A 19,161-nucleotide genomic window follows, 5' to 3' on the forward strand; every position below is an offset into this window, starting at 1 on the left:
CGGGCCGGTCAGGACAGCGCGGCGCGCAGGGCGTCGACGCGGTCGGTGCGCTCCCAGGTGAAGTCGGGCAGGTCGCGACCGAAGTGGCCGTAGGCGGCCGTCGCCCGGTAGATCGGACGCAGCAGGTCGAGGTCGCGGATGATCGCGGCGGGTCGCAGGTCGAACACCTCGCGGATCGCGGCGGTCAGGCGGTCGACCGGCACGGTCTCGGTGCCGAACGTCTCGACGTACAGGCCCACGGGGTGCGCCTTGCCGATCGCGTACGCGACCTGGACCTCGCAGCGGCGGGCCAGACCCGCGGCGACGACGTTCTTGGCGACCCAGCGCATCGCGTACGCGGCGGAGCGGTCGACCTTCGACGGGTCCTTGCCGGAGAACGCACCGCCGCCGTGGCGCGCCATGCCGCCGTAGGTGTCGACGATGATCTTGCGGCCGGTCAGGCCGGCGTCGCCCTGGGGACCGCCGACGACGAACTGCCCGGTCGGGTTGACCAGGAGCCGGTAGTCGCTGGTGTCGAGGTCGAGCCCGGCCTCCGCCAGTACCGGCGCGACGACGTGCTCCGCGATCGCCGGGGCGAGCTCGGTCTCGAGCTGCACGCCCGGTCCGTGCTGCGTGGACAGCACCACGGTGTCGAGCTTCACCGCGCGCTCGCCGTCGTACGCCACGGTGACCTGCGTCTTCCCGTCGGGGCGCAGGTCGGGGATGATCCCCTCCTTGCGCACCAGCGCGAGCCGCTCCGCGAGGCGGTGCGACAGCCAGATCGGCAGCGGCAGCAGGCTCTCGGTGTCGTCCGACGCGTAGCCGAACATCAGGCCCTGGTCGCCGGCGCCCTGGGCGTCCAGCGGGTCGTGGTCCTCGGAGTCCTGACGGGACTCCCAGGCCTTGTCGACGCCCTGCGCGATGTCGGGGGACTGCTGGCCGATCGACACCGAGACGCCGCAGGAGTCGCCGTCGAAGCCGATGTCGGACGACGTGTACCCGATGGCCTTGACGACCTGCCGGACGATCTGCGGGATCTCGACGTACGCGCTGGTCGTGACCTCGCCGGCGACGTGCACCAGGCCCGTGGTCACCATCGTCTCGACCGCCACACGGGCGGAGGGGTCCTGCTCGAGGATCGCGTCCAGGATCGCGTCGGAGATCTGGTCGCAGACCTTGTCGGGGTGCCCCTCGGTCACCGACTCGGACGTGAAGAGGCGCAGCTCGGCATGGGTCATGCGCCCAGGCTACCGGGGTCGACCTGCTGGTCCGTCAGCCGCGACACGACGGCGTCCCACAGCCCGTCCGCGACCTCGTCCTTCGACCCCGCGACCGTGACGACCGTCTCCCCCTGCGCATCCAGCACGGTGACGGCGTTCTCCGTGGCGCCGAACCCGCGCCCGCCCCCGACCGCGTTGACGGCCAGCAGGTCGGCGCCCTTGCGGACGGCCTTCGCACGGCCGTGGGCGAGCACGTCGCCGTCGGCGTCCCCGGTCTCCGCGGCGAACCCGACCACGACCTGCCCGGGCCGCACGGGGTCGCGGACCAGCTCGGCCAGCACGTCGGGGTTCTGCACCAGCGCGAGCGGCGGCACGGCACCGCCCGGGTCCTTCTTGATCTTGTGCTCCGCGTCGACCGCGGGCCGGAAGTCGGCGACCGCGGCCGCCATCACCACGACGTCGGCGTCGGAGGCGGCACCGCGGACGGCGTCGCGCAGCTCCGCGGTCGTCTCCACCGGCAGCACGCGCACCCCGGCGGGCGGCGGCACCGTGAGGTTGGCGGCGACCAGCGTCACCCGCGCGCCCCGGGCGAGGGCGGTCCGGGCCAGCGCCACGCCCTGCCGGCCCGAGGACCGGTTGCCGAGGAACCGCACCGGGTCCAGCGGCTCGCGCGTGCCCCCGGCCGAGACGACGACCGTCCGGCCCGCCAGGTCCTGGGTGCGCGGCTTGCCCTCCCGGTCCACGAGGGCGAGCGCGGCGGCGGCGATCGCGTCGGGCTCGGGCAGCCGCCCGGGGCCGGTGTCGGCGCCCGTGAGCCGGCCCGAGTCCGGGTCCAGCACGTGCACGCCGCGCTCGCGCAGCGTCGCGACGTTGGCCCGCGTCGCGGGGTGCTGCCACATCTCCGTGTGCATCGCGGGTGCCATGAGCACCGGGCACGTCGCCGTGAGCAGCGTGGCCGCGAGCAGGTCGTCCGCGCGCCCGGACGCCGCCCGGGCCAGCAGGTCGGCGGTGGCCGGGGCGACGACCACGAGGTCCGCCTGCCGGCCGAGCCGCACGTGCGCGACCTCGGGGACGTCCTCGAACACCTCGGGCGTGACCGGGTGGCCCGACAGGGCCTCCCAGGTCGCGCGCCCGACGAACTCCAGCGCGGCCCGGGTGGGCACGACGCGGACGTCGTGCCCCGCCTCGGTCAGCAGGCGCAGGACGTGCGCGGCCTTGTACGCGGCGATGCCGCCGGCCACGCCGAGGACGACACGCACGGGTCGACCGGTCTCAGGCCTCGTTCGCGGTGACCGTCAGCAGGCCCGCGTCGATCTCGCGCATCGCGATGGACAGCGGCTTCTCCTGCGGGCGGGTCTCCACCAGCGGGCCGACGTACTCGAGCAGGCCCTCGTTGAGCTGCGAGTAGTAGGCGTTGATCTGCCGGGCGCGCTTGGCGGAGTAGATCACGAGCGCGTACTTGGAGTCGGCGCGCTCGAGCAGGCGGTCGATCGGCGGGTCGGTGATGCCGATGGGCTCGGCGATGGTTCCGGACACAGTGGCTCCCGGTGGTCGGAGGGGGGTGGACGCAGGTCTGCCGCTCAGTCTACCGCGACGGGCAGGCCCATCAGGGCGACCAGCTCGTCCGTGGCGCGCCGGACGTCGTCGTTGACCACGGTGTGGTCGAACTCGGACTCGGCCGCGAGCTCGACCTCGGCGGTCCGGAGCCGGCGCGCGCGCTCCTCCTCGTCCTCCGTGCCGCGGCCGACCAGCCGGCGGACCAGCTCGTCCATCGACGGCGGCGCGAGGAAGACGAACTGCGCCTCGGGCATGGTCGTCCGGACCTGCCGGGCTCCCTGGAGGTCGATCTCGAGCAGCGCGGGCTCCCCGGCGGCGAGTCGCTCCTCGACCGGCCGCCGGGGGGTCCCGTAGCGGTTCCTGCCGTGCACCACGGCCCACTCCAGGAGCTCGCCCGAGGCGGCCATCGCGTCGAACTGCTCCGGGGTGACGAAGTGGTAGTGCACCCCGTCGACCTCGCCGGGGCGCGGCGGTCGTGTCGTCGCCGACACGGACAGCCAGACCTGCGGGTACCGGGCTCGGAGGTCGGCGGACACGGTGCCCTTGCCGACGGCGGTCGGTCCGGCGAGGACGGTCAACCGGGCGCGCGGCGTCGTCATGCGGTCTGGTGCTCCTGGAGTCGTGCGCCCCTCAGCGTGCGGGGGACGGTGCGTGCGGCCGGCTCACCCGAACCGGTCGATGAGCGCCTTCACCTGGTGCGGGCCGAGGCCACGCACCCGGCGGGTCTCCGAGATGCCGATCTCGGAGATGATCTGGCGCGCCTTGACCTTACCCACTCCCGGGAGGGACTCGAGCAGGGCGAGCACCTTGAGCTTGCCGATGGTCTCGTCCTTCTGGCCCTGGGCGATCACCTCGGACAGCGTGCCCTGCGAGTACTTCAGGCGGTTCTTGACCTCAGCACGGGCCTGGCGGGCGGCGGCAGCCTTCTCGAGGGCTGCTGCTCGCTGCTCGGGGGTGAGAGTCGGAAGTGCCACGTGAGTCACCTTCTCATCACTGTCAGGAGGCAGGACATTTGAACTTCCCAGGTGTCCGCGGGTCCGGCGCGACGTTGCGCCGGCCGGGGAGGACCCCATCTCCCGAGGATGGCACGGGATGGCCCGTCCGGCACGTTCCACCAGCGTGTCGTCCCGTCCCGCGCGCCGGCGAGCGCGCGCCCGCGCGGCGAGTGCGCCCCCGCGCGAGGGCGCACCCACCGCCCCGGGGCGCACTCGCGGCTGGCGCCCAGCGGGCGCCCGGCGGTCAGCGCAGGGCGCGGGCCGCGGTGTCGGCGGCGGCGCGGGCCGCCGCGCGGAGCGCGGCCGGGGCGGGGCCGGCGGCGAGGACGCCGCGGGAGGAGGACGCCAGGACCGCCCCCCGGGCGTCGCCGAACACCGCGGCGAGCTCCGCCGGGCCGGCGCCCTGGGCGCCGACGCCGGGGGCCAGCAGCGGGCCGCGCACGGCCGCCAGGTCCACGCCCAGGCGCGCCGCCGCGTCGCCGACGGTGGCGCCCACGACCAGGCCGACCGAGCCGAGCTCTCCCCCGGTCCGGGCCAGCTCGGCCGTGTTCGCCGCCGCGGCCTCACGCGCGACGCGGTCGGCGACGGCGACGCCCTCGGCGTCCCGCGCGTGCTGGACGGCCGCGCCCTCGGGGTTCGAGGTGAGCGCGAGCACGAACAGCCCGCGCCCGGTCGCCAGCGCGGCGTCGACCGCCGGGGCCAGCGACCCGAACCCGAGGTACGGCGACACCGTCAGCGCGTCCCCGGCGAGCGGCGACCCGTCGCGCAGGTACGCGTCGGCGTAGGCGCCCATCGTGGAGCCGATGTCGCCGCGCTTGGCGTCCACGACCACCAGCGTGCCGGTGTCCCGGCCCGCGGCGACGACCTCCTCCAGCACCGCGAGGCCCGCGGAGCCGTGCCGCTCGAAGAACGCGGCCTGCGGCTTGACGGCCGCGACCTGCCCCCCGACGGCCTCCATGACCGTCAGCGCGAACCGGCGCAGCCCCTCGGCGTCGTCGGGCAGCCCCCACGCGTCCAGCAGGGACACGTGGGGGTCGATGCCGACGCACAGCGGGCCCTGCTCGGCCATCGCCGCGCCGAGGCGCGCGCCGAACGGGACCGGGGTGCCCGTCACGCGCCCACCGCCGTGCCCGCCGCCGTCGCCGCGCGGCGCTGCGTGGTCGCCGCCCGGCGCGCCGCGGTGGCCGCGTCGTGCTCCTGCAGGCTCGCGACCCCGAACGGACCGGCCAGCGCCGCCTCGATGCCCTGCACCGCGGCCCCGAGCTGCTGCACGGTCGTCACGATGGCCTTGTCGGCCGCCGTCGTCGCCGCGCGGATCTCGTAGCCGTCGGCGCGGGCGCCCTGGCCGGACGGGGTATTGACCACCATGTCGACCTCGCCGGCCGAGATGAGGTCGACGATCGTCGGCTCCCCCGCCGGCCCGCGGCCGCGGCTGAACTTCCGCACGACCGTCGAGGTGATGCCGTTGCGCTTGAGCACGGTCGCGGTGCCCTCGGTCGCGAGGATCTCGAAGCCCAGCTCCGCGAGCCGCTTGACCGGGAACACGATGGACCGCTTGTCCCGGTCCGCGACGGAGATGAACACCCGGCCGGACGTCGGCAGCCCGCCGAACGCCGCGGACTGGGACTTCGCGAACGCCGTCGGGAAGTCGGTGTCGAAGCCCATGACCTCGCCGGTGGAGCGCATCTCCGGGCCGAGCACGGTGTCGACCACGGTGCCGTCGGCGGTGCGGAACCGCTTGAACGGCAGCACGGCCTCCTTGACGGCGATCGGCGCGTCGAGGTCGATGACGCTCGCGTCGTCCTCGGGCAGCACGCCCGAGGCGCGCAGGTCCGCGATCGAGCGGCCGGTCATGATGAGCGCCGCCGCCTTGGCCAGCGGGACGCCGGTGGCCTTGGACACGAACGGCACGGTGCGCGACGCCCGCGGGTTGGCCTCGAGGACGTAGAGCACGTCGGACACCAGCGCGAACTGGATGTTCAGCAGCCCGCGGACCCCGACCCCGGCGGCGATCGCCTCGGTGGAGACCCGGATCCGCTGCAGCTCGGACTCCGACAGGCTGACCGGCGGCAGCACGCAGGCCGAGTCGCCGGAGTGGATGCCGGCCTCCTCGATGTGCTCCATCACGCCGCCGAGGAACAGCTCGGTGCCGTCGTACAGCGCGTCGACGTCGATCTCGATGGCGTCGTCCAGGAACCGGTCGATCAGCAGCGGCGGGAGGGAGCCGCCGCGCGCGGACGCGTCGGCCAGCGCGCGCTCGACGTACTCGGTGAGCTGGTCGTCCGAGTAGACGATCTCCATGCCGCGCCCGCCCAGCACGTAGGACGGGCGGACCAGGACGGGGTAGCCGATCCGGGCGGCGGTCTCCCGCGCGACGGGCAGCGTGGTGGCGGTGCCGAACGCCGGCGCGGGCAGCCCGGCGGCGGCGAGCACCGCACCGAACGCGCCGCGGTCCTCGGCGGCGTCGATGGCGGCCGGCGGGGTGCCGAGGATCGGCAGGCCGGCGTCCTCGAGCCGCTGCGCGAGCGACAGCGGGGTCTGCCCGCCGAGCTGCACGATGATGCCGGCGACGGGCCCGGCGGCCTTCTCGGCCTCGTAGACCTCGAGGACGTCCTCGAAGGTCAGCGGCTCGAAGTACAGCCGGTCCGCGGTGTCGTAGTCCGTCGAGACGGTCTCCGGGTTGCAGTTGACCATGACCGTCTCGAACTCGCCCTTGAGCGCCAGCGTCGCGTGCACGCAGGAGTAGTCGAACTCGATGCCCTGGCCGATGCGGTTCGGGCCGGAGCCCAGGATCAGCACCGCGGGCCGCTCGCGCGGGGCGACCTCGGTCTCCTCGTCGTAGGACGAGTAGTGGTAGGGCGTCCGGGCGGCGAACTCGGCGGCGCAGGTGTCGACGGTCTTGTAGACCGGACGCACCCCGAGGGCCTGCCGCACCTGGCGCGCGACGTCCTCGGCGATGCCGCGCAGCTGCGCGACCTGCACGTCGGACAGGCCGTGGCGCTTGGCGCGCAGCAGCACGGCGCGGGTCAGCTCGGGGGCGGCGGCGGTCTCGGCGGCGACCTCGTTGATCAGCGCGAGCTGGTCGAGGAACCAGGGGTCGATCCCGGTGCGCGCGTACACCTCGTCGACGGACACGCCGGCGCGGAGCACCTGCTGCACGTCGACCAGGCGGTGCTCGGTCGGCACCGAGATCGAGGCGACCAGCGCGTCGAGCTCCTCGCCGGCGGCCGCGTCGCCGTCCCAGTGGAACGTGGTGCCCTTGCGGTCGATGGACCGCATGGCCTTGCCGAGCGCCTCGGTGAAGTTGCGGCCCATCGCCATCGCCTCGCCGACGGACTTCATCGTGGTCGTGAGGGTCGGGTCGGCGGCCGGGAACTTCTCGAACGCGAACCGGGGCACCTTCACCACGACGTAGTCGAGGGTGGGCTCGAACGACGCCGGGGTGGACCCGGTGATGTCGTTGGGGATCTCGTCCAGGGTGTAGCCGACGGCCAGACGGGCCGCGATCTTCGCGATCGGGAAGCCCGTGGCCTTCGACGCCAGAGCCGAGGACCGCGACACGCGGGGGTTCATCTCGATGACGATGATCCGGCCGGTGTCGGGGTGCACCGCGAACTGGATGTTGCAGCCGCCGGTGTCGACGCCGACCTCGCGGATGACCGCGATGCCGATGTCCCGCATCCGCTGGTACTCGCGGTCGGTCAGGGTCAGCGCCGGGGCGACGGTCACCGAGTCGCCGGTGTGCACGCCCACGGGGTCGACGTTCTCGATGGAGCAGACCACCACGACGTTGTCGTGCTTGTCGCGCATCAGCTCGAGCTCGTACTCCTTCCAGCCGAGGATCGACTCCTCCAGGAGCACCTCCGTGGTCGGCGAGTAGTGCAGGCCCTGGCCGACGATGCGGTGCAGGTCCTTCTCGTCGTAGGCGATGCCGGAGCCGAGCCCGCCCATCGTGAACGACGGGCGCACGACGACCGGGTAGCCCAGGTCCTCGACCGCCGCGAGGGCGTCGTCGAGGGTGTGCACGATCGCGGACCGCGCGGACTCGCCTCCGCAGACCTCGACGACCTGCTTGAACTGCTCGCGGTCCTCGCCCTTCTGGATGGCGGGGATGTTCGCGCCGATCAGCTCGACGCCGTACTCCTCGAGGACGCCGGCCTCGTCCAGCGCGATGGCCGCGTTCAGGGCGGTCTGGCCGCCGAGGGTCGGCAGGATCGCGTCGGGGCGCTCCTTGGCGATGATCGAGGTCAGCACCTCGGTCGTGATCGGCTCGACGTAGGTCGCGTCGGCGAACTCCGGGTCGGTCATGATCGTGGCCGGGTTGGAGTTCACGAGGACGACCCGCAGGCCCTCCTCCTTCAGCACGCGGCACGCCTGGGTGCCGGAGTAGTCGAACTCCGCGGCCTGGCCGATGACGATCGGGCCGGACCCGATGACGAGGACGGAGTGGATGTCGGTGCGGCGAGGCATCAGGCGCCCTTCGTGGTCGAGGTGACGTCGGTGGCCTGGCCCGCGGCAGTGCCTGTGGCGAACCCCGGGTCCGCGCCGCGCATCAGGTCCAGGAACCGGTCGAACAGGTAGGCGGCGTCGTGCGGGCCGGCCGCGGCCTCCGGGTGGTACTGCACGGAGAACGCGGGCAGGTCGAGCGCCGCGAGGCCCTCCACCACGTCGTCGTTCAGGTCGACGTGCGACACCGTGACGCGGCCGTAGCGACCGCCGTCGTGCGGCGCGGTCGAGACCGCGTCCAGCGGGGCGTCCACGGCGAACCCGTGGTTGTGCGCGGTGATCTCGACGCGGCCGGTGGCACGGTCGAGGACCGGCTGGTTCACGCCGCGGTGCCCGTAGCCGAGCTTGTAGGTCCCGTAGCCGAGCGCGCGGCCGAGGATCTGGTTGCCGTAGCAGATGCCGAAGAACGGGATCCGGCGGTCCAGCACCTCGCGGAGCAGCTCGACCTCGTGCGTCGCGGCGCCGGGGTCGCCGGGGCCGTTGGAGAAGAACACGCCGTCGGGCGCCGTCGCGAGGACGTCCTCGATGGACGACTGCGCGGGCAGGACGTGCACCTCGATGCCGCGCTCCGCCATCCGGTGCGGGGTCATCGCCTTGATGCCCAGGTCGACCGCGGCGACCCGCGCGACCGGCTCGGCCAGCGGCTCGCCGTCGGGGCCCAGCGCGGGCACGACGTAGGCGGTGTCGGTGGAGACCTCGCCGGCCAGGTCGGCGCCGGCCATCTGCGGGCGCTCACGCACCTCGGTGACCAGGTCCTCGACCGCGCGGGGGCGGCCCGCGGCGTCCAGCAGCGCGTCGCCGGACACGATCGCGGCACGCATCACGCCGCGCTCCCGCAGGTGCCGCGTGAGCGCGCGGGTGTCGATGCCGGAGATGCCGACGACCCCCTGCGCCACCAGCTCCTCGTCCAGGCTGCGCTCGCTGCGCCAGTTCGACGCCCGGCGCGCGGGGTCGCGCACCACGTAGCCGGACACCCAGATCCGCCCCGACTCCGGGTCCTCGTCGTTGACGCCGGTGTTGCCGATGTGCGGCGCCGTCATCACCACGATCTGCTGGTGGTAGCTCGGGTCGGTGAGCGTCTCCTGGTAGCCGGTCATCCCGGTGTTGAAGACGATCTCGCCCCACGTCCGGCCGGTGGCCCCGTAGGCCTCGCCGGCGAAGGTCCGCCCGTCCTCGAGCACGAGCAGTGCGTCCGTCATGAGTTCTCCTCCGCACCCGCCGAGGCGGGCGTCGTGCCGATCAGGTCAGTGGTGGCCGTGCGCAGCGCGTCCGCCTCGTGGGCGTGCCGCAGCCGCAGGCCGGTGTCGAGGCCGCGCGCGTCGGTGGCGGGGTCCGGCGCCCAGGTGAGCACCACCAGCCCCTCGCCGCCGACGACCTTGCCGGCCATGCCGCCGGAGGTGCCGACCGCGCGCAGCGAGCCGCGCGGGACGAACACGTCCGGCGCCCCTCGTCGTCGCACGACCACGCCCGCGTCGCGGACCTGCACCGTGGCGGCCGACCGGACGCCGAGGCCGTGGGCCCCGACCCGGTCCAGCCAGTCGCCGGCCCGGGTGGTGGACACGTAGGTCGCCGCCAGCTCCGCGGTGCGCGCCGCGCCGAGGGCGTCCTCCGCGGGGACCGCCGGGGGCGCCGGGACGTCCGCGGTGGCGCGGACGCGGTGCCGCCAGCCCACGGCCATCGCGGACAGCGCGACGACGGCGAGCACCGACATGAGGGTGACCGAGAGCCAGGGCGGCATCAGGGCGTCACCCGCCCGGCGGCGAAGCCCGCGCGCTCGGGGTCGTCCTGCGGGACGCCGTCGAGCACCGTGGCGCGGCCGCGCAGGAACGTCGCGACGACCCGGCCGGGCAGCTCGCGGCCCCGCAGCGGCGAGTTCGCCGACGCGGTCGCCTGCTGCTCGGGGACGACCACCCGGCGCGCGTCGGGGTCGACCAGCACGAGGTTGGCCGGCTCCCCCACCGCGAGCGGGCGGCCCTGGTCCGCGACCCGGCCGATCCGCGCGGGCGTCTCGGACAGCACCCGGGCGACGTCCGCCCAGGTCATCCGGCCGGTGTCGACCATCGTCAGCTGCACCACCGACAGGGCGGTCTCCAGCCCGGTCATGCCGAACGCCGCGGCGGCCCACTCGCAGTCCTTGTCCTCGCGGGTGTGCGGGGCGTGGTCGGTCGCGACGATGTCGATCGTCCCGTCCGCCAGGCCCGCGCGGACCGCGTCGACGTCGGCCTGGGTGCGCAGCGGCGGGTTGACCTTGAACACCGGGTCGTAGCCGCGGGCCTCGTCGTCGGTGAGCACCAGGTGGTGCGGGGTGACCTCGGCCGTGACGTCGATGCCGCGGGACTTCGCCCACCGGATGATCTCGACCGAGCCGGCCGTCGACAGGTGGCAGACGTGCAGCCGGGACCCGACGTGCTCGGCGAGCAGCACGTCGCGGGCGATGATCGCCTCCTCGGCCACGGCGGGCCACCCGGCCAGGCCGATCTCCGCGGACACGACGCCCTCGTGCATCTGGGCGTTCTCGGTCAGGCGGGGCTCCTGCGCGTGCTGCGCGACGACACCGTCGAACGCCTTCGTGTACTCCAGGGCGCGGCGCATCAGCACCGGGTCGTGCACGCACTTCCCGTCGTCGCTGAACACCCGCACGCGGGCGGCGGAGTCGGCCATCGCGCCCAGCTCGGCGAGGTGCTCCCCCGCCAGGCCGACGCTGACCGCGCCGACCGGGTGCACGTCGACCCAGCCCGCGGCCTGCCCGAGCCGCCAGACCTGCTCGACGACGCCCGCGGTGTCCTGCGTCGGCGTGGTGTTCGCCATCGCGTGCACGGCGGTGAACCCGCCCGCCGCGGCGGCGCGGGTGCCCGACGCGACGGTCTCGGCGTCCTCCCGGCCCGGCTCGCGCAGGTGGGTGTGCAGGTCGACCAGGCCGGGCAGCAGCACCATCCCGGTCGCGTCGATCACGTGCAGGTCGTCCGGGGCGTTCTCCGCGGCGTCGCCGGCGTCGGCGCCGATCGCCGCGACGAGGCCGCCCGCGACCAGGACGTCCGTGCGCGCGCCGCCCAGCGGGGCGACGTCCTTCAGCAGGTACTGCGTGGTCATCGGGTGCTCACCTCGGGGGTCGGGACGATGGTCGGGACGGCGCCGGTCGCCGGTGGCGCCCCGGTGTCGCCGTCGCCGGCCATCAGCAGGTACAGCACCGCCATCCGGACCGCGACGCCGTTCGCGACCTGCTCGACGATCACCGCGCGCGGCGAGTCGGCGGCGTCCGCGGAGATCTCCAGGCCGCGGTTCATCGGGCCGGGGTGCAGCACGATCGCGTGCGCCGGCAGCGTCGCGAGCCGCCGCGCGTCCAGGCCGTACAGCCGGGTGTACTCCAGCGGGCTCGGGAAGAACCCGCCGCCCGCCGTCGACATCCGCTCGCGCTGCACACGGAGCATCATCACCGCGTCCGGGCCCTGGGCGAGGACGTCGTCCAGCCGGTAGGACACCGCCGCCGGCCACGGGCCGACGCCCACGGGCAGCAGCGTCGGCGGCGCCACCAGCGTGACCCGCGCGCCGAGCGTGTGCAGCAGGTCGACGTTCGACCGCGCGACCCGGCTGTGCAGCACGTCCCCGACGATCGCCACGTGCAGGCCCGCGAGGTCGCGGCCGACGCCGTCCGGGTTCGTCGCGTCGCCCACGAGGTGCCGACGGATCGTGAACGCGTCCAGCAGGGCCTGCGTGGGGTGCTGGTGCATCCCGTCGCCCGCGTTCACCACACCCGCGTCGGTCCAGCCCGCGTGCGCCAGCGTGTGCGGCGCGCCCGAGGCCTGGTGCCGGATGACGATCGCGTCCGCGCCCATCGCCTGCAACGTCAGCGCGGTGTCCTTGAGCGACTCGCCCTTGGACACGCTCGAGCCCTTGGCGGAGAAGTTGATGACGTCCGCGCTCAGCCGCTTCGCCGCGGTCTCGAACGAGATGCGCGTGCGGGTCGAGTCCTCGAAGAACAGGTTGACGACCGTGCGGCCGCGCAACGTCGGCAGCTTCTTGATCTGCCGGCCCTGGGTCGCGGCCATCTGGCTCGCGGTGTCCAGGACACGGATCGCCGCCGCGCGGTCCAGGTCGGCCGTGGAGAGCAGGTGCCTCATCGCGCGGCCCCCTCGATCAGCACCGCGGTCCGGCCGTCGGTCTCCGCCAGCAGCACGCGCACCCGCTCGGCGGTCGACGTCGGCAGGTTCTTGCCCACGAAGTCCGCGCGGATCGGCAGCTCGCGGTGCCCCCGGTCCACCAGGGCGGCCAGCTGCACCGCCCGCGGGCGGCCCAGGTCGTTCAGGGCGTCCAGCGCGGCACGGATGGTCCGGCCGGAGAACAGCACGTCGTCCACCAGCACGACGACCTTGCCGTCGATGCCGCCCGCCGGGACGCTCGTCGCGCCGATCGTGCGGGTCGGGTGCTGCGCCAGGTCGTCGCGGTACATCGTGACGTCGAGGCTGCCGACCAGGTGCTCGGCCACGAGGCCGGGCTCCACCGCGGCCAGCCGCTCCGCCAGGCGGCGCGCCAGCGGGACGCCGCGCGTCGGGATGCCGAGGACGACGAGGTCGTCGCCGCCCTTGTTGCGCTCGAGGATCTCGTGGGCGATGCGCGTCAGCGCGCGGGCCACGTCCTGCTCGCCCAGGACGACGGTCCTGCCGGGGGCAGCCGCTGCGTCGTCGGGCACGGGGGTACCGGAAGTCATCCGGGCCGTCTCCTTCCCCGCCTCACGGGACGGTGTTAAAGGAATTGCCTGTCCCGGGCACCCTACAGGGCCCGTCCGGGCGCGGCCGGTCGTGTCCACGTGAGCACCGCCACGCCGCCGGGACGCCGACGGCCCCCGCTCCACGAGGGAGCGGGGGCCGTCCGGGGCGTGCGCGGGACGTCAGGCCAGCAGCGTCGGCTTCAGGTCCACGACCCGGCCGAGCAGGCCGTTGACGAACCCGGGCGACTCGTCCGTCGACAGGTCGCGCGCGAGCTCGACGGCCTCGTCCACGGCGACCGCGTCGGGCACGTCGTCGTTGAACAGTATCTCCCAGGCGCCGATCCGCAGCAGCTCGCGGTCGACCGCGGGCATCCGCTCGATCGTCCAGCCGTGCGAGTGGGTCGCGATGATCTCGTCGATGCGGTCGCGGTGCGCGACCACGCCCTCGACGAGGTCGACCGAGTACTGCGGGAGCGCCGCCTCGGTGCCGGGCTGGGCGATCCGGTCGGCGAGCAGCGTCAGCGGGTCGAGGCGGCGCTGCTCCGCCTCGAAGAGGACGTCGAGGGCCCGCTTGCGGGCCTTGGTGCGGGCACCCACGTCAGTCGTTCACGCGACCCAGGTAGCTGCCGTCGCGGGTGTCGACCTTGACCTTGGTGTCCGACTCGAGGAACAGCGGGACCTGGATCTGGTAGCCGGTCTCCAGCGTGGCGGGCTTGGTGCCGGCCGACGAGCGGTCGCCCTGCAGGCCGGGCTCCGTGTACGTGACCATGAGGGTCACCGACGGGGGCAGCTCGACGTAGAGCGGCACGCCCTCGTTGGTCGCGACCATCGCCGTGGTGCTCTCGAGCATGAAGTTCGCGGCGTCGCCGACGGTGGCGGCCGGGACGGTGATCTGGTCGTAGTTGTCCGTGTCCATGAACACGAAGTCCTCGCCGTCCTTGTACAGGTACTGCATGTCGCGCTTGTCGACGTTCGCGGTCTCGATCTTCAGGCCCGCGTTGAACGTCTTGTCGACGACCTTGCCGGACAGGACGTTCTTCAGCTTGGTGCGCACGAACGCGCCGCCCTTGCCGGGCTTGACGTGCTGGAACTCGATGACCGTCCAGAGCTGGCCGTCGATCTTCAGCACGGTGCCGTTCTTGAGGTCGTTCGTCGTCGCCACGTCACTGCTTCCTGTCAGGGGTCTCGGGAGCCTCGCCACGCGCGTCCGCGCCGGGACGGGGCTGGGCCGCCGACCATCTTAGCGCGTGAGCAGCCACCGACCCGCGACACCCGCGGCCGCCGCCCACACCAGCGAGGCGAGCGTGCCGATCACGAACCGCTCCGACACCGCGGGGTCGTCGCCGCCGCGCAGCTCCGGGTACCGGCCGAGACCCTTGACCGCCACGACGACGGCGACGCCGCCCGGCTCCCCGGCGAGCAGCGTGCCGGTGACCGCGAGCCGTTCGAGGACGCCGATCCAGGTGCCTCCGCGCAGCTTGGCCCGGGCACGGTCGCCGTCGGGGCCGTCGCCGGCGCGGGCACGTCGACGTCGGCCCCGGCGGGTGCCGGCGTCCGGCTCGACCTCCGGCGGGGCGGCGTCGGGGCCGTCGTCCGGCGCCGGCCGGTCCGCGAGGCGCAGCACGCCAGCGGCGGCGACCCAGCCGAGCCCGGCGCTGACCACGAGCGCGGCCAGCACGACCACGGCTCCCCACAACGGTGTCACGCGGCGCCCTCCCCCTCGTCCGGACGCCCATCGTGGCCGTCGTCCCCGGTGAGCCGGAGCAGGCGCGCCGCGGCGGGCCGGGCCGCGACCTCCTCGAACCACAGCGCGGCGCGCAACCGGGCGCTGACCGCCTGCTGGCTGATGCCGAGCGCGGCGGCGACGTCCTCCTGCCGCGCGGACGCGCCGGCGGCCACCAGGCGGTCCACGACCGACCAGCCCGCGGCGGTGCGCCGGGACACGACCGACCCGAGCAGCACCAGGACGCCCTCGGCCTCGGCCGCGAGGTCCGCGCGCGGGCCCCGCACCGCGAGGGGCACGCTCCGCAGGCGCGACTTCGCGGCCTCGACGGCGTCGCGCGCGTGGATGAACGCCGTGCCGGACGCCGCGCGGGACGACGCCGGCAGCGGGGTGTCGACGGTCCCCGCGCCGATGCCGATGCTCCACCCGCCGGCGCGGACCAGGTGCAGGGCCAGGTCGACGACGAGGTCGGGGTCGGCGAGCACGCCCTGGACCTCGTCGCCGACCGTGCGCTCGAACGGCAGCACGACGGCACCCGGCGACGCGCTGGTCAGCGGCGAGGCCGCGGCGAGGTCGGCCAGGAGCTGCTCGACGCGGTCGCCGACGCGCCGGCTGCCCTCCTGGTCGATCGTCAGCGTCCACATGGGTGCCACGCTAGACCCTGGTAAGCGCACTTACAACGTTTGGAGTTTGTAAGACTCGGTACAAGCCTGTGGGCTTGTAGGTCAGCCCAGTGCGATCCCCCGCACCGGTGCCACGCCCTCGGCGATCTCCGCGTATGCCGCGACCAGCAGCGTCGGGTCGGGTCCCTCGAGCCGCGCGGGCCGCGCGACGTCGTCCAGGACCACGAACCGCAGCAGGTCCCCGCGGGTCTTCTTGTCCCGGCGCATCGCCGCGTGCAGCTGGTCCCAGCGGTCGCCGCGGTACGTCGTCGGCAGGCCGAGGCCGGTGAGGATCGACCGGTGCCGGGCCACCACGACCTCGTCCAGCCGACCGGCGAGCCGCGCGAGCTCCGCGGCGTAGACCATGCCGACCGCGACGGCCGCGCCGTGCCGCCAGGAGTACCGCTCCACGTGCTCGATCGCGTGGCCGAGGGTGTGCCCGTAGTTGAGGATCTCCCGCAGACCCGCCTCGCGGAGGTCCTCCCCCACGACCCGCGCCTTCACGGCGACCGCGCGCTCGACCAGCTCGGCCACCACCTCCGACGACGCGGCCCGCACCGGGTCGGTGACCTCGGGGCCGTGCGCCTCGACCAGGTCGAGGATCCGCGGGTCCGCGATGAACCCGCACTTGACCACCTCGGCCAGGCCCGCCACGTAGTCGTGCCGCGGCATGCTCTCCAGCGCGGCGAGGTCGCACAGCACCCCGGCGGGCGCGTGGAACGTGCCGACCAGGTTCTTGCCCTCGACCGTGTTGATGCCCGTCTTGCCGCCCACGGCCGCGTCGACCATCGCCAGCAGCGTCGTCGGCACGTGCACCACCCGCACGCCGCGCAGCCAGGTCGACGCCACGAACCCCGCGAGGTCGGTCGTCGCGCCGCCGCCCAGGCCGATGATCGCGTCGCTGCGCGTGAAGTCCGCCTGGCCCAGCACCTGCCAGCAGAACGACGCGACCTGCGCCGACTTGGCCGGCTCGGCGTCCGGGACCTCGGCGAGCAGGGCCTCGTACCCGTGCGCCACCAGGTCCTCGCGCACGGCGTCCGCGGTGGTCGCCAGCGCGGCCGGGTGGATCACCAGCACCTTGCGGACGCCCTCGCCCAGCAGCCGCGGCAGCTCGCCCAGCAGGTTGCGGCCGATCACGACCTCGTAGGGCTGCTCCCCGGAGACCTGCACCGTGCGCGTCGTCATCGTCCCGCCTCGTTCCCGTCCTCGCGCTGGTCCGCCAGCGCCTGCTCGATCCGCTCCGCGACCTGCGCCGGCGTCAGGTCGTCGGTCGACACCGTCACCGTCGCGACCCGCTCGTACACCGGCCGCCGCTCCGCCATCAGCGCCTGCCACCGCGCCCGCGGGTTGCCGAGCAGCAGCGGCCGCGACTGGTTGAACCCCACCCGCGGGGCCGCGTGCCGCAGGCTCACGTCGAGGAACACCACCACGCCGCCCCCGGCCCGGTACGCCGCCAGCTCCTCCTGCGTGCCCGGGTGCAGCACCGAGCCGCCGCCGAGCGCCAGCACGCCGTCGTGCTCGGCCAGCGCGACCCGCACCGCCTCGTGCTCCAGCTCGCGGAACCGCGGCTCGCCGTCCTCGACGAAGATCTCCGCCACCGGCTTGCCCGCGGCACCGGCGACGTCCGCGTCCGTGTCCCGCGCGGCGAGGTGCCACCGCCCGGCGAGCGCCTGCGCCACCGTGGACTTGCCCGAGCCGGGCGGTCCCACCAGGACCACCCGCGGCCGGTCGGTCATCGCAGCAGGTCGGGGATCGCCGCGACGTACGCCTCGAGGTTGCGGCGCACCTCGCCGACGGAGTCGCCGCCGGTCTTCTCCAGCAGCGCGTCCGCGACCACCAGCGCGACCATCGCCTCGGCGACGACGGCGGCCGGGGGCACCGCGCACACGTCGGAGCGCTGGTGCTGCGCCGTGGCCGGCTCACCGCTGGCCGTGTCGACCGTCGCCAGGGCGCGCGGCACCGTCGAGATCGGCTTCATCGCCGCGCGGACCCGCAGGACCTCGCCGTTCGTCATGCCGCCCTCCAGGCCGCCGGCCCGGTTGGTGGCCCGCCGGATCACGCCGTCGGCGTCCCGCGCCATCTCGTCGTGCGCCTGCGAGCCGCGGCGGGTCGCGGTGCGGAAGCCGTCGCCGACCTCGACGCCCTTGATCGCCTGGATGCCCATGAGCGCACCGGCCAGGCGCGCGTCGAGCCGCCGGTCCGCGTGCACGTACGAGCCCAGCCCGGACGGCAGCCCGTAGACCAGCACCTCGACGACGCCGCCGAGGGTGTCGCCGGCCTTGTGGCAGTCGTCGATCTCCGCGACCATCGCCGCCGACGTCGCCGCGTCGAGGCAGCGCACCGGGTCGGCGTCCAGCGCCTCGACGTCGTCGGGCGTCGGCAGCACCGTCCCGTCCGGGACCGTCACCGGGCCGATGCCCACGACGTGCGACACGAGCCGCACGCCCGCGGCCTGCTCGAGGAACCGCGCCGCGACCGTGCCGAGGGCCACGCGGGCGGCGGTCTCCCGCGCGGACGCGCGCTCCAGCACGGGACGCGCGTCGTCGAACGCGTACTTGCGCATGCCGACGAGGTCCGCGTGACCCGGACGCGGCCGGGTCAGCGGCGCGTTGCGGGCGCGGTTGAGCTTCTCCGGGTCGTCGACCGGGTCGGACGACATGACGTCGACCCACTTCGGCCACTCCGTGTTGCCGATCTCGATCGCGACGGGGCCACCCTGCGACTCCCCCAGGCGCACGCCGCCGAGGATCCGCACCTCGTCCTGCTCGAACGACATCCGCGCGCCCCGGCCGTAGCCCAGGCGGCGGCGCGCGAGCGCGGCACGGATGTGCGCGGACTCGACCTCGACCCCCGCGGGGAGGCCCTCCAGCACGCCCACCAGGGCAGGACCGTGCGACTCACCGGACGTCAACCAACGGAGCATGGGGCGGAGTCTTTCACGTCGGGGGGACACGACCGCGCCCCGGTCCACGAGGTGGGCCGGGGCGCGGGGTGGTGCGAGGTGCTGCGGGTGTCAGCCGAGCAGCGGGTTGCGGTTCGGGTCCGCGCCGGGGAGCGTCGCCGCGAGCTCCTCCGGGGTGACCACGGGGATCGAGCTGTCGTCCGGCAGCACGTACAGGTAGCCGGAGACCACGAGCTCGACGTCGCCGGGCGCCGTCGCCGGCTTGCCGCCGCCGGCCGCGGCCTCGTCCTGGCCGGTGCCGGTCACGGTCGTCACCAGCAGCAGCCGGTCGGTCTGCTGCTGCACCGCGTCGACCCAGGCGAGGACGTTCGCGTAGCTGCCGACGACCGTCATCGAGATCGGCACGTCGATGAGGCCGGCGGGCACTGCAGCGGCCGCTGCGGCGGCTGCCGCCACGGCCGGGTCGACCGTGGTGGTGGCGTCGGCGGCAGCGCCGGCGTCGTCGGCACCCTCGGTGGTCTCGGGCTCCGTGACCGTCGCGACGGCCGGCGGGACAGGCGAGGCGAACAGCTCGGGCGTCGACGGGCTGACCGCGGTCAGCGAGACCCCGTGCTCGGCGGCCTTGGCGTCGACCTGCCGCAGGTAGTCGGAGATGTCCGCGGTGGTCGGGACCTGGACCTGCAGCGCGGCCAGCTCGGCCTTGCTCTGGTCCAGGGTCTCGAACTGCGCCTTGAGCGTCTGGATCCGCGACCGGGCGGCGTCGTTGTCGGCCTCGACGCCCTGCGCGGTGGTGAGCGTCTCGCCGGCTGTCGTGAGAACCGGAGAGACCAGCAGGAACCAGCTGCCGACCATGATCAGCAGCGCGATGAAGACCGTCCCGGCGACCCAGGTGCTCGTCTTGGACTGTCCCAT

At 74.5% G+C, this 19,161-nt stretch carries 20 protein-coding genes; all 20 read right to left on the bottom strand.

All coding sequences use genetic code 11. The features are described 5' to 3' along the window. Positions 1-8: 8 nt before the first annotated feature. A complete protein-coding gene (gene metK / locus ACFVXN_RS06815; protein WP_389229294.1) occupies positions 9-1,217 on the bottom strand; it encodes a methionine adenosyltransferase in 1,209 nt (402 codons plus the stop codon). Continuing rightward, positions 1,214-2,458, bottom strand: coding sequence for a bifunctional phosphopantothenoylcysteine decarboxylase/phosphopantothenate--cysteine ligase CoaBC (gene coaBC, locus ACFVXN_RS06820; RefSeq protein ID WP_389229297.1), 1,245 nt, complete (start codon positions 2,456-2,458; stop codon positions 1,214-1,216). The genes metK and coaBC overlap by 4 nt, the downstream gene beginning before the upstream one ends. A gap of 13 nt (positions 2,459-2,471) precedes the next feature. Beyond that, a complete protein-coding gene (gene rpoZ / locus ACFVXN_RS06825; protein ID WP_389229300.1) occupies positions 2,472-2,735 on the bottom strand; it encodes a DNA-directed RNA polymerase subunit omega in 264 nt (87 codons plus the stop codon). A gap of 44 nt (positions 2,736-2,779) precedes the next feature. Continuing rightward, positions 2,780-3,355 (bottom strand): guanylate kinase, encoded by a 576-nt coding sequence (gmk, locus tag ACFVXN_RS06830; protein WP_389229303.1) that lies wholly within the window; start codon positions 3,353-3,355, stop codon positions 2,780-2,782. 63 nt (positions 3,356-3,418) lie between these two features. Further along, positions 3,419-3,730: an integration host factor, actinobacterial type gene (gene mihF, locus ACFVXN_RS06835; RefSeq protein WP_389229306.1), complete on the bottom strand. Its 312-nt coding sequence runs from the start codon at positions 3,728-3,730 to the stop codon at positions 3,419-3,421. Positions 3,731-3,995: 265 nt separating this feature from the next. Next, positions 3,996-4,820, bottom strand: coding sequence for an orotidine-5'-phosphate decarboxylase (gene pyrF / locus ACFVXN_RS06840; protein WP_389230506.1), 825 nt, complete (start codon positions 4,818-4,820; stop codon positions 3,996-3,998). 41 nt (positions 4,821-4,861) lie between these two features. Beyond that, the gene (gene carB / locus ACFVXN_RS06845; RefSeq protein ID WP_389229309.1) at positions 4,862-8,221 is read right to left on the bottom strand and encodes a carbamoyl-phosphate synthase large subunit; all 3,360 of its coding nucleotides are present in this window, start codon (positions 8,219-8,221) and stop codon (positions 4,862-4,864) included. Continuing rightward, complete coding sequence (gene carA / locus ACFVXN_RS06850; RefSeq protein WP_389229312.1) at positions 8,221-9,456, bottom strand: glutamine-hydrolyzing carbamoyl-phosphate synthase small subunit; 1,236 nt, start codon at positions 9,454-9,456, stop codon at positions 8,221-8,223. Before carA ends, carB begins: the two co-directional genes overlap by 1 nt. Further along, positions 9,453-9,995, bottom strand: a complete 543-nt coding sequence (locus ACFVXN_RS06855) for a hypothetical protein (RefSeq protein ID WP_389229315.1) — start codon at positions 9,993-9,995, stop codon at positions 9,453-9,455. Before ACFVXN_RS06855 ends, carA begins: the two co-directional genes overlap by 4 nt. After that, positions 9,995-11,347: a dihydroorotase gene (locus ACFVXN_RS06860; protein ID WP_389229318.1), complete on the bottom strand. Its 1,353-nt coding sequence runs from the start codon at positions 11,345-11,347 to the stop codon at positions 9,995-9,997. Before ACFVXN_RS06860 ends, ACFVXN_RS06855 begins: the two co-directional genes overlap by 1 nt. Next, positions 11,344-12,375 (bottom strand): aspartate carbamoyltransferase catalytic subunit, encoded by a 1,032-nt coding sequence (locus ACFVXN_RS06865; RefSeq protein WP_389229321.1) that lies wholly within the window; start codon positions 12,373-12,375, stop codon positions 11,344-11,346. Before ACFVXN_RS06865 ends, ACFVXN_RS06860 begins: the two co-directional genes overlap by 4 nt. Beyond that, positions 12,372-12,962 carry a bifunctional pyr operon transcriptional regulator/uracil phosphoribosyltransferase PyrR gene (gene pyrR, locus ACFVXN_RS06870; RefSeq protein WP_389229324.1) on the bottom strand — a complete coding sequence of 197 codons (591 nt, stop codon included), beginning with the start codon at positions 12,960-12,962 and terminating at the stop codon, positions 12,372-12,374. The genes ACFVXN_RS06865 and pyrR overlap by 4 nt, the downstream gene beginning before the upstream one ends. Positions 12,963-13,142: 180 nt before the next feature. Beyond that, a complete protein-coding gene (gene nusB, locus ACFVXN_RS06875; RefSeq protein WP_389229327.1) occupies positions 13,143-13,559 on the bottom strand; it encodes a transcription antitermination factor NusB in 417 nt (138 codons plus the stop codon). Between the two features lies 1 nt (position 13,560). Beyond that, positions 13,561-14,124, bottom strand: coding sequence for an elongation factor P (gene efp, locus ACFVXN_RS06880; RefSeq protein WP_389229330.1), 564 nt, complete (start codon positions 14,122-14,124; stop codon positions 13,561-13,563). 78 nt (positions 14,125-14,202) lie between these two features. Then, complete coding sequence (locus ACFVXN_RS06885) at positions 14,203-14,667, bottom strand: hypothetical protein (RefSeq protein ID WP_389229333.1); 465 nt, start codon at positions 14,665-14,667, stop codon at positions 14,203-14,205. After that, positions 14,664-15,329 (bottom strand): hypothetical protein, encoded by a 666-nt coding sequence (locus ACFVXN_RS06890; protein WP_389229336.1) that lies wholly within the window; start codon positions 15,327-15,329, stop codon positions 14,664-14,666. Before ACFVXN_RS06890 ends, ACFVXN_RS06885 begins: the two co-directional genes overlap by 4 nt. A gap of 81 nt (positions 15,330-15,410) precedes the next feature. After that, the gene (aroB, locus tag ACFVXN_RS06895; RefSeq protein WP_389229339.1) at positions 15,411-16,532 is read right to left on the bottom strand and encodes a 3-dehydroquinate synthase; all 1,122 of its coding nucleotides are present in this window, start codon (positions 16,530-16,532) and stop codon (positions 15,411-15,413) included. Beyond that, entirely contained in the window at positions 16,529-17,083 is a 555-nt protein-coding gene (locus tag ACFVXN_RS06900) for a shikimate kinase (RefSeq protein ID WP_389229342.1), read from the bottom strand. Before ACFVXN_RS06900 ends, aroB begins: the two co-directional genes overlap by 4 nt. Beyond that, positions 17,080-18,270, bottom strand: a complete 1,191-nt coding sequence (aroC, locus tag ACFVXN_RS06905) for a chorismate synthase (protein WP_389229345.1) — start codon at positions 18,268-18,270, stop codon at positions 17,080-17,082. Before aroC ends, ACFVXN_RS06900 begins: the two co-directional genes overlap by 4 nt. Before the next feature lie 90 nt (positions 18,271-18,360). Beyond that, complete coding sequence (locus ACFVXN_RS06910) at positions 18,361-19,161, bottom strand: hypothetical protein (protein WP_389229348.1); 801 nt, start codon at positions 19,159-19,161, stop codon at positions 18,361-18,363.

This window comes from Cellulomonas sp. NPDC058312, from assembly GCF_042880135.1.
In the GTDB taxonomy this organism is placed as follows: domain Bacteria; phylum Actinomycetota; class Actinomycetes; order Actinomycetales; family Cellulomonadaceae; genus Cellulomonas.

What these genes read in the sequence shown, in the direction of transcription:
- pyrF (WP_389230506.1), bottom strand. Translation starts at nt 4,820, where the DNA reads ATGGCCGAGCAGGGCCCGCTGTGCGTCGGCATCGACCCCCACGTGTCC.
- carB (WP_389229309.1), bottom strand. Translation starts at nt 8,221, where the DNA reads ATGCCTCGCCGCACCGACATCCACTCCGTCCTCGTCATCGGGTCCGGC.
- carA (WP_389229312.1), bottom strand. Translation starts at nt 9,456, where the DNA reads ATGACGGACGCACTGCTCGTGCTCGAGGACGGGCGGACCTTCGCCGGC.
- pyrR (WP_389229324.1), bottom strand. Translation starts at nt 12,962, where the DNA reads ATGACTTCCGGTACCCCCGTGCCCGACGACGCAGCGGCTGCCCCCGGC.
- metK (WP_389229294.1), bottom strand. Translation starts at nt 1,217, where the DNA reads ATGACCCATGCCGAGCTGCGCCTCTTCACGTCCGAGTCGGTGACCGAG.
- ACFVXN_RS06860 (WP_389229318.1), bottom strand. Translation starts at nt 11,347, where the DNA reads ATGACCACGCAGTACCTGCTGAAGGACGTCGCCCCGCTGGGCGGCGCG.
- ACFVXN_RS06900 (WP_389229342.1), bottom strand. Translation starts at nt 17,083, where the DNA reads ATGACCGACCGGCCGCGGGTGGTCCTGGTGGGACCGCCCGGCTCGGGC.
- ACFVXN_RS06865 (WP_389229321.1), bottom strand. Translation starts at nt 12,375, where the DNA reads ATGAGGCACCTGCTCTCCACGGCCGACCTGGACCGCGCGGCGGCGATC.
- aroB (WP_389229339.1), bottom strand. Translation starts at nt 16,532, where the DNA reads ATGACGACGCGCACGGTGCAGGTCTCCGGGGAGCAGCCCTACGAGGTC.
- gmk (WP_389229303.1), bottom strand. Translation starts at nt 3,355, where the DNA reads ATGACGACGCCGCGCGCCCGGTTGACCGTCCTCGCCGGACCGACCGCC.
- ACFVXN_RS06890 (WP_389229336.1), bottom strand. Translation starts at nt 15,329, where the DNA reads ATGTGGACGCTGACGATCGACCAGGAGGGCAGCCGGCGCGTCGGCGAC.
- aroC (WP_389229345.1), bottom strand. Translation starts at nt 18,270, where the DNA reads ATGCTCCGTTGGTTGACGTCCGGTGAGTCGCACGGTCCTGCCCTGGTG.
- ACFVXN_RS06910 (WP_389229348.1), bottom strand. Translation starts at nt 19,161, where the DNA reads ATGGGACAGTCCAAGACGAGCACCTGGGTCGCCGGGACGGTCTTCATC.
- ACFVXN_RS06855 (WP_389229315.1), bottom strand. Translation starts at nt 9,995, where the DNA reads ATGCCGCCCTGGCTCTCGGTCACCCTCATGTCGGTGCTCGCCGTCGTC.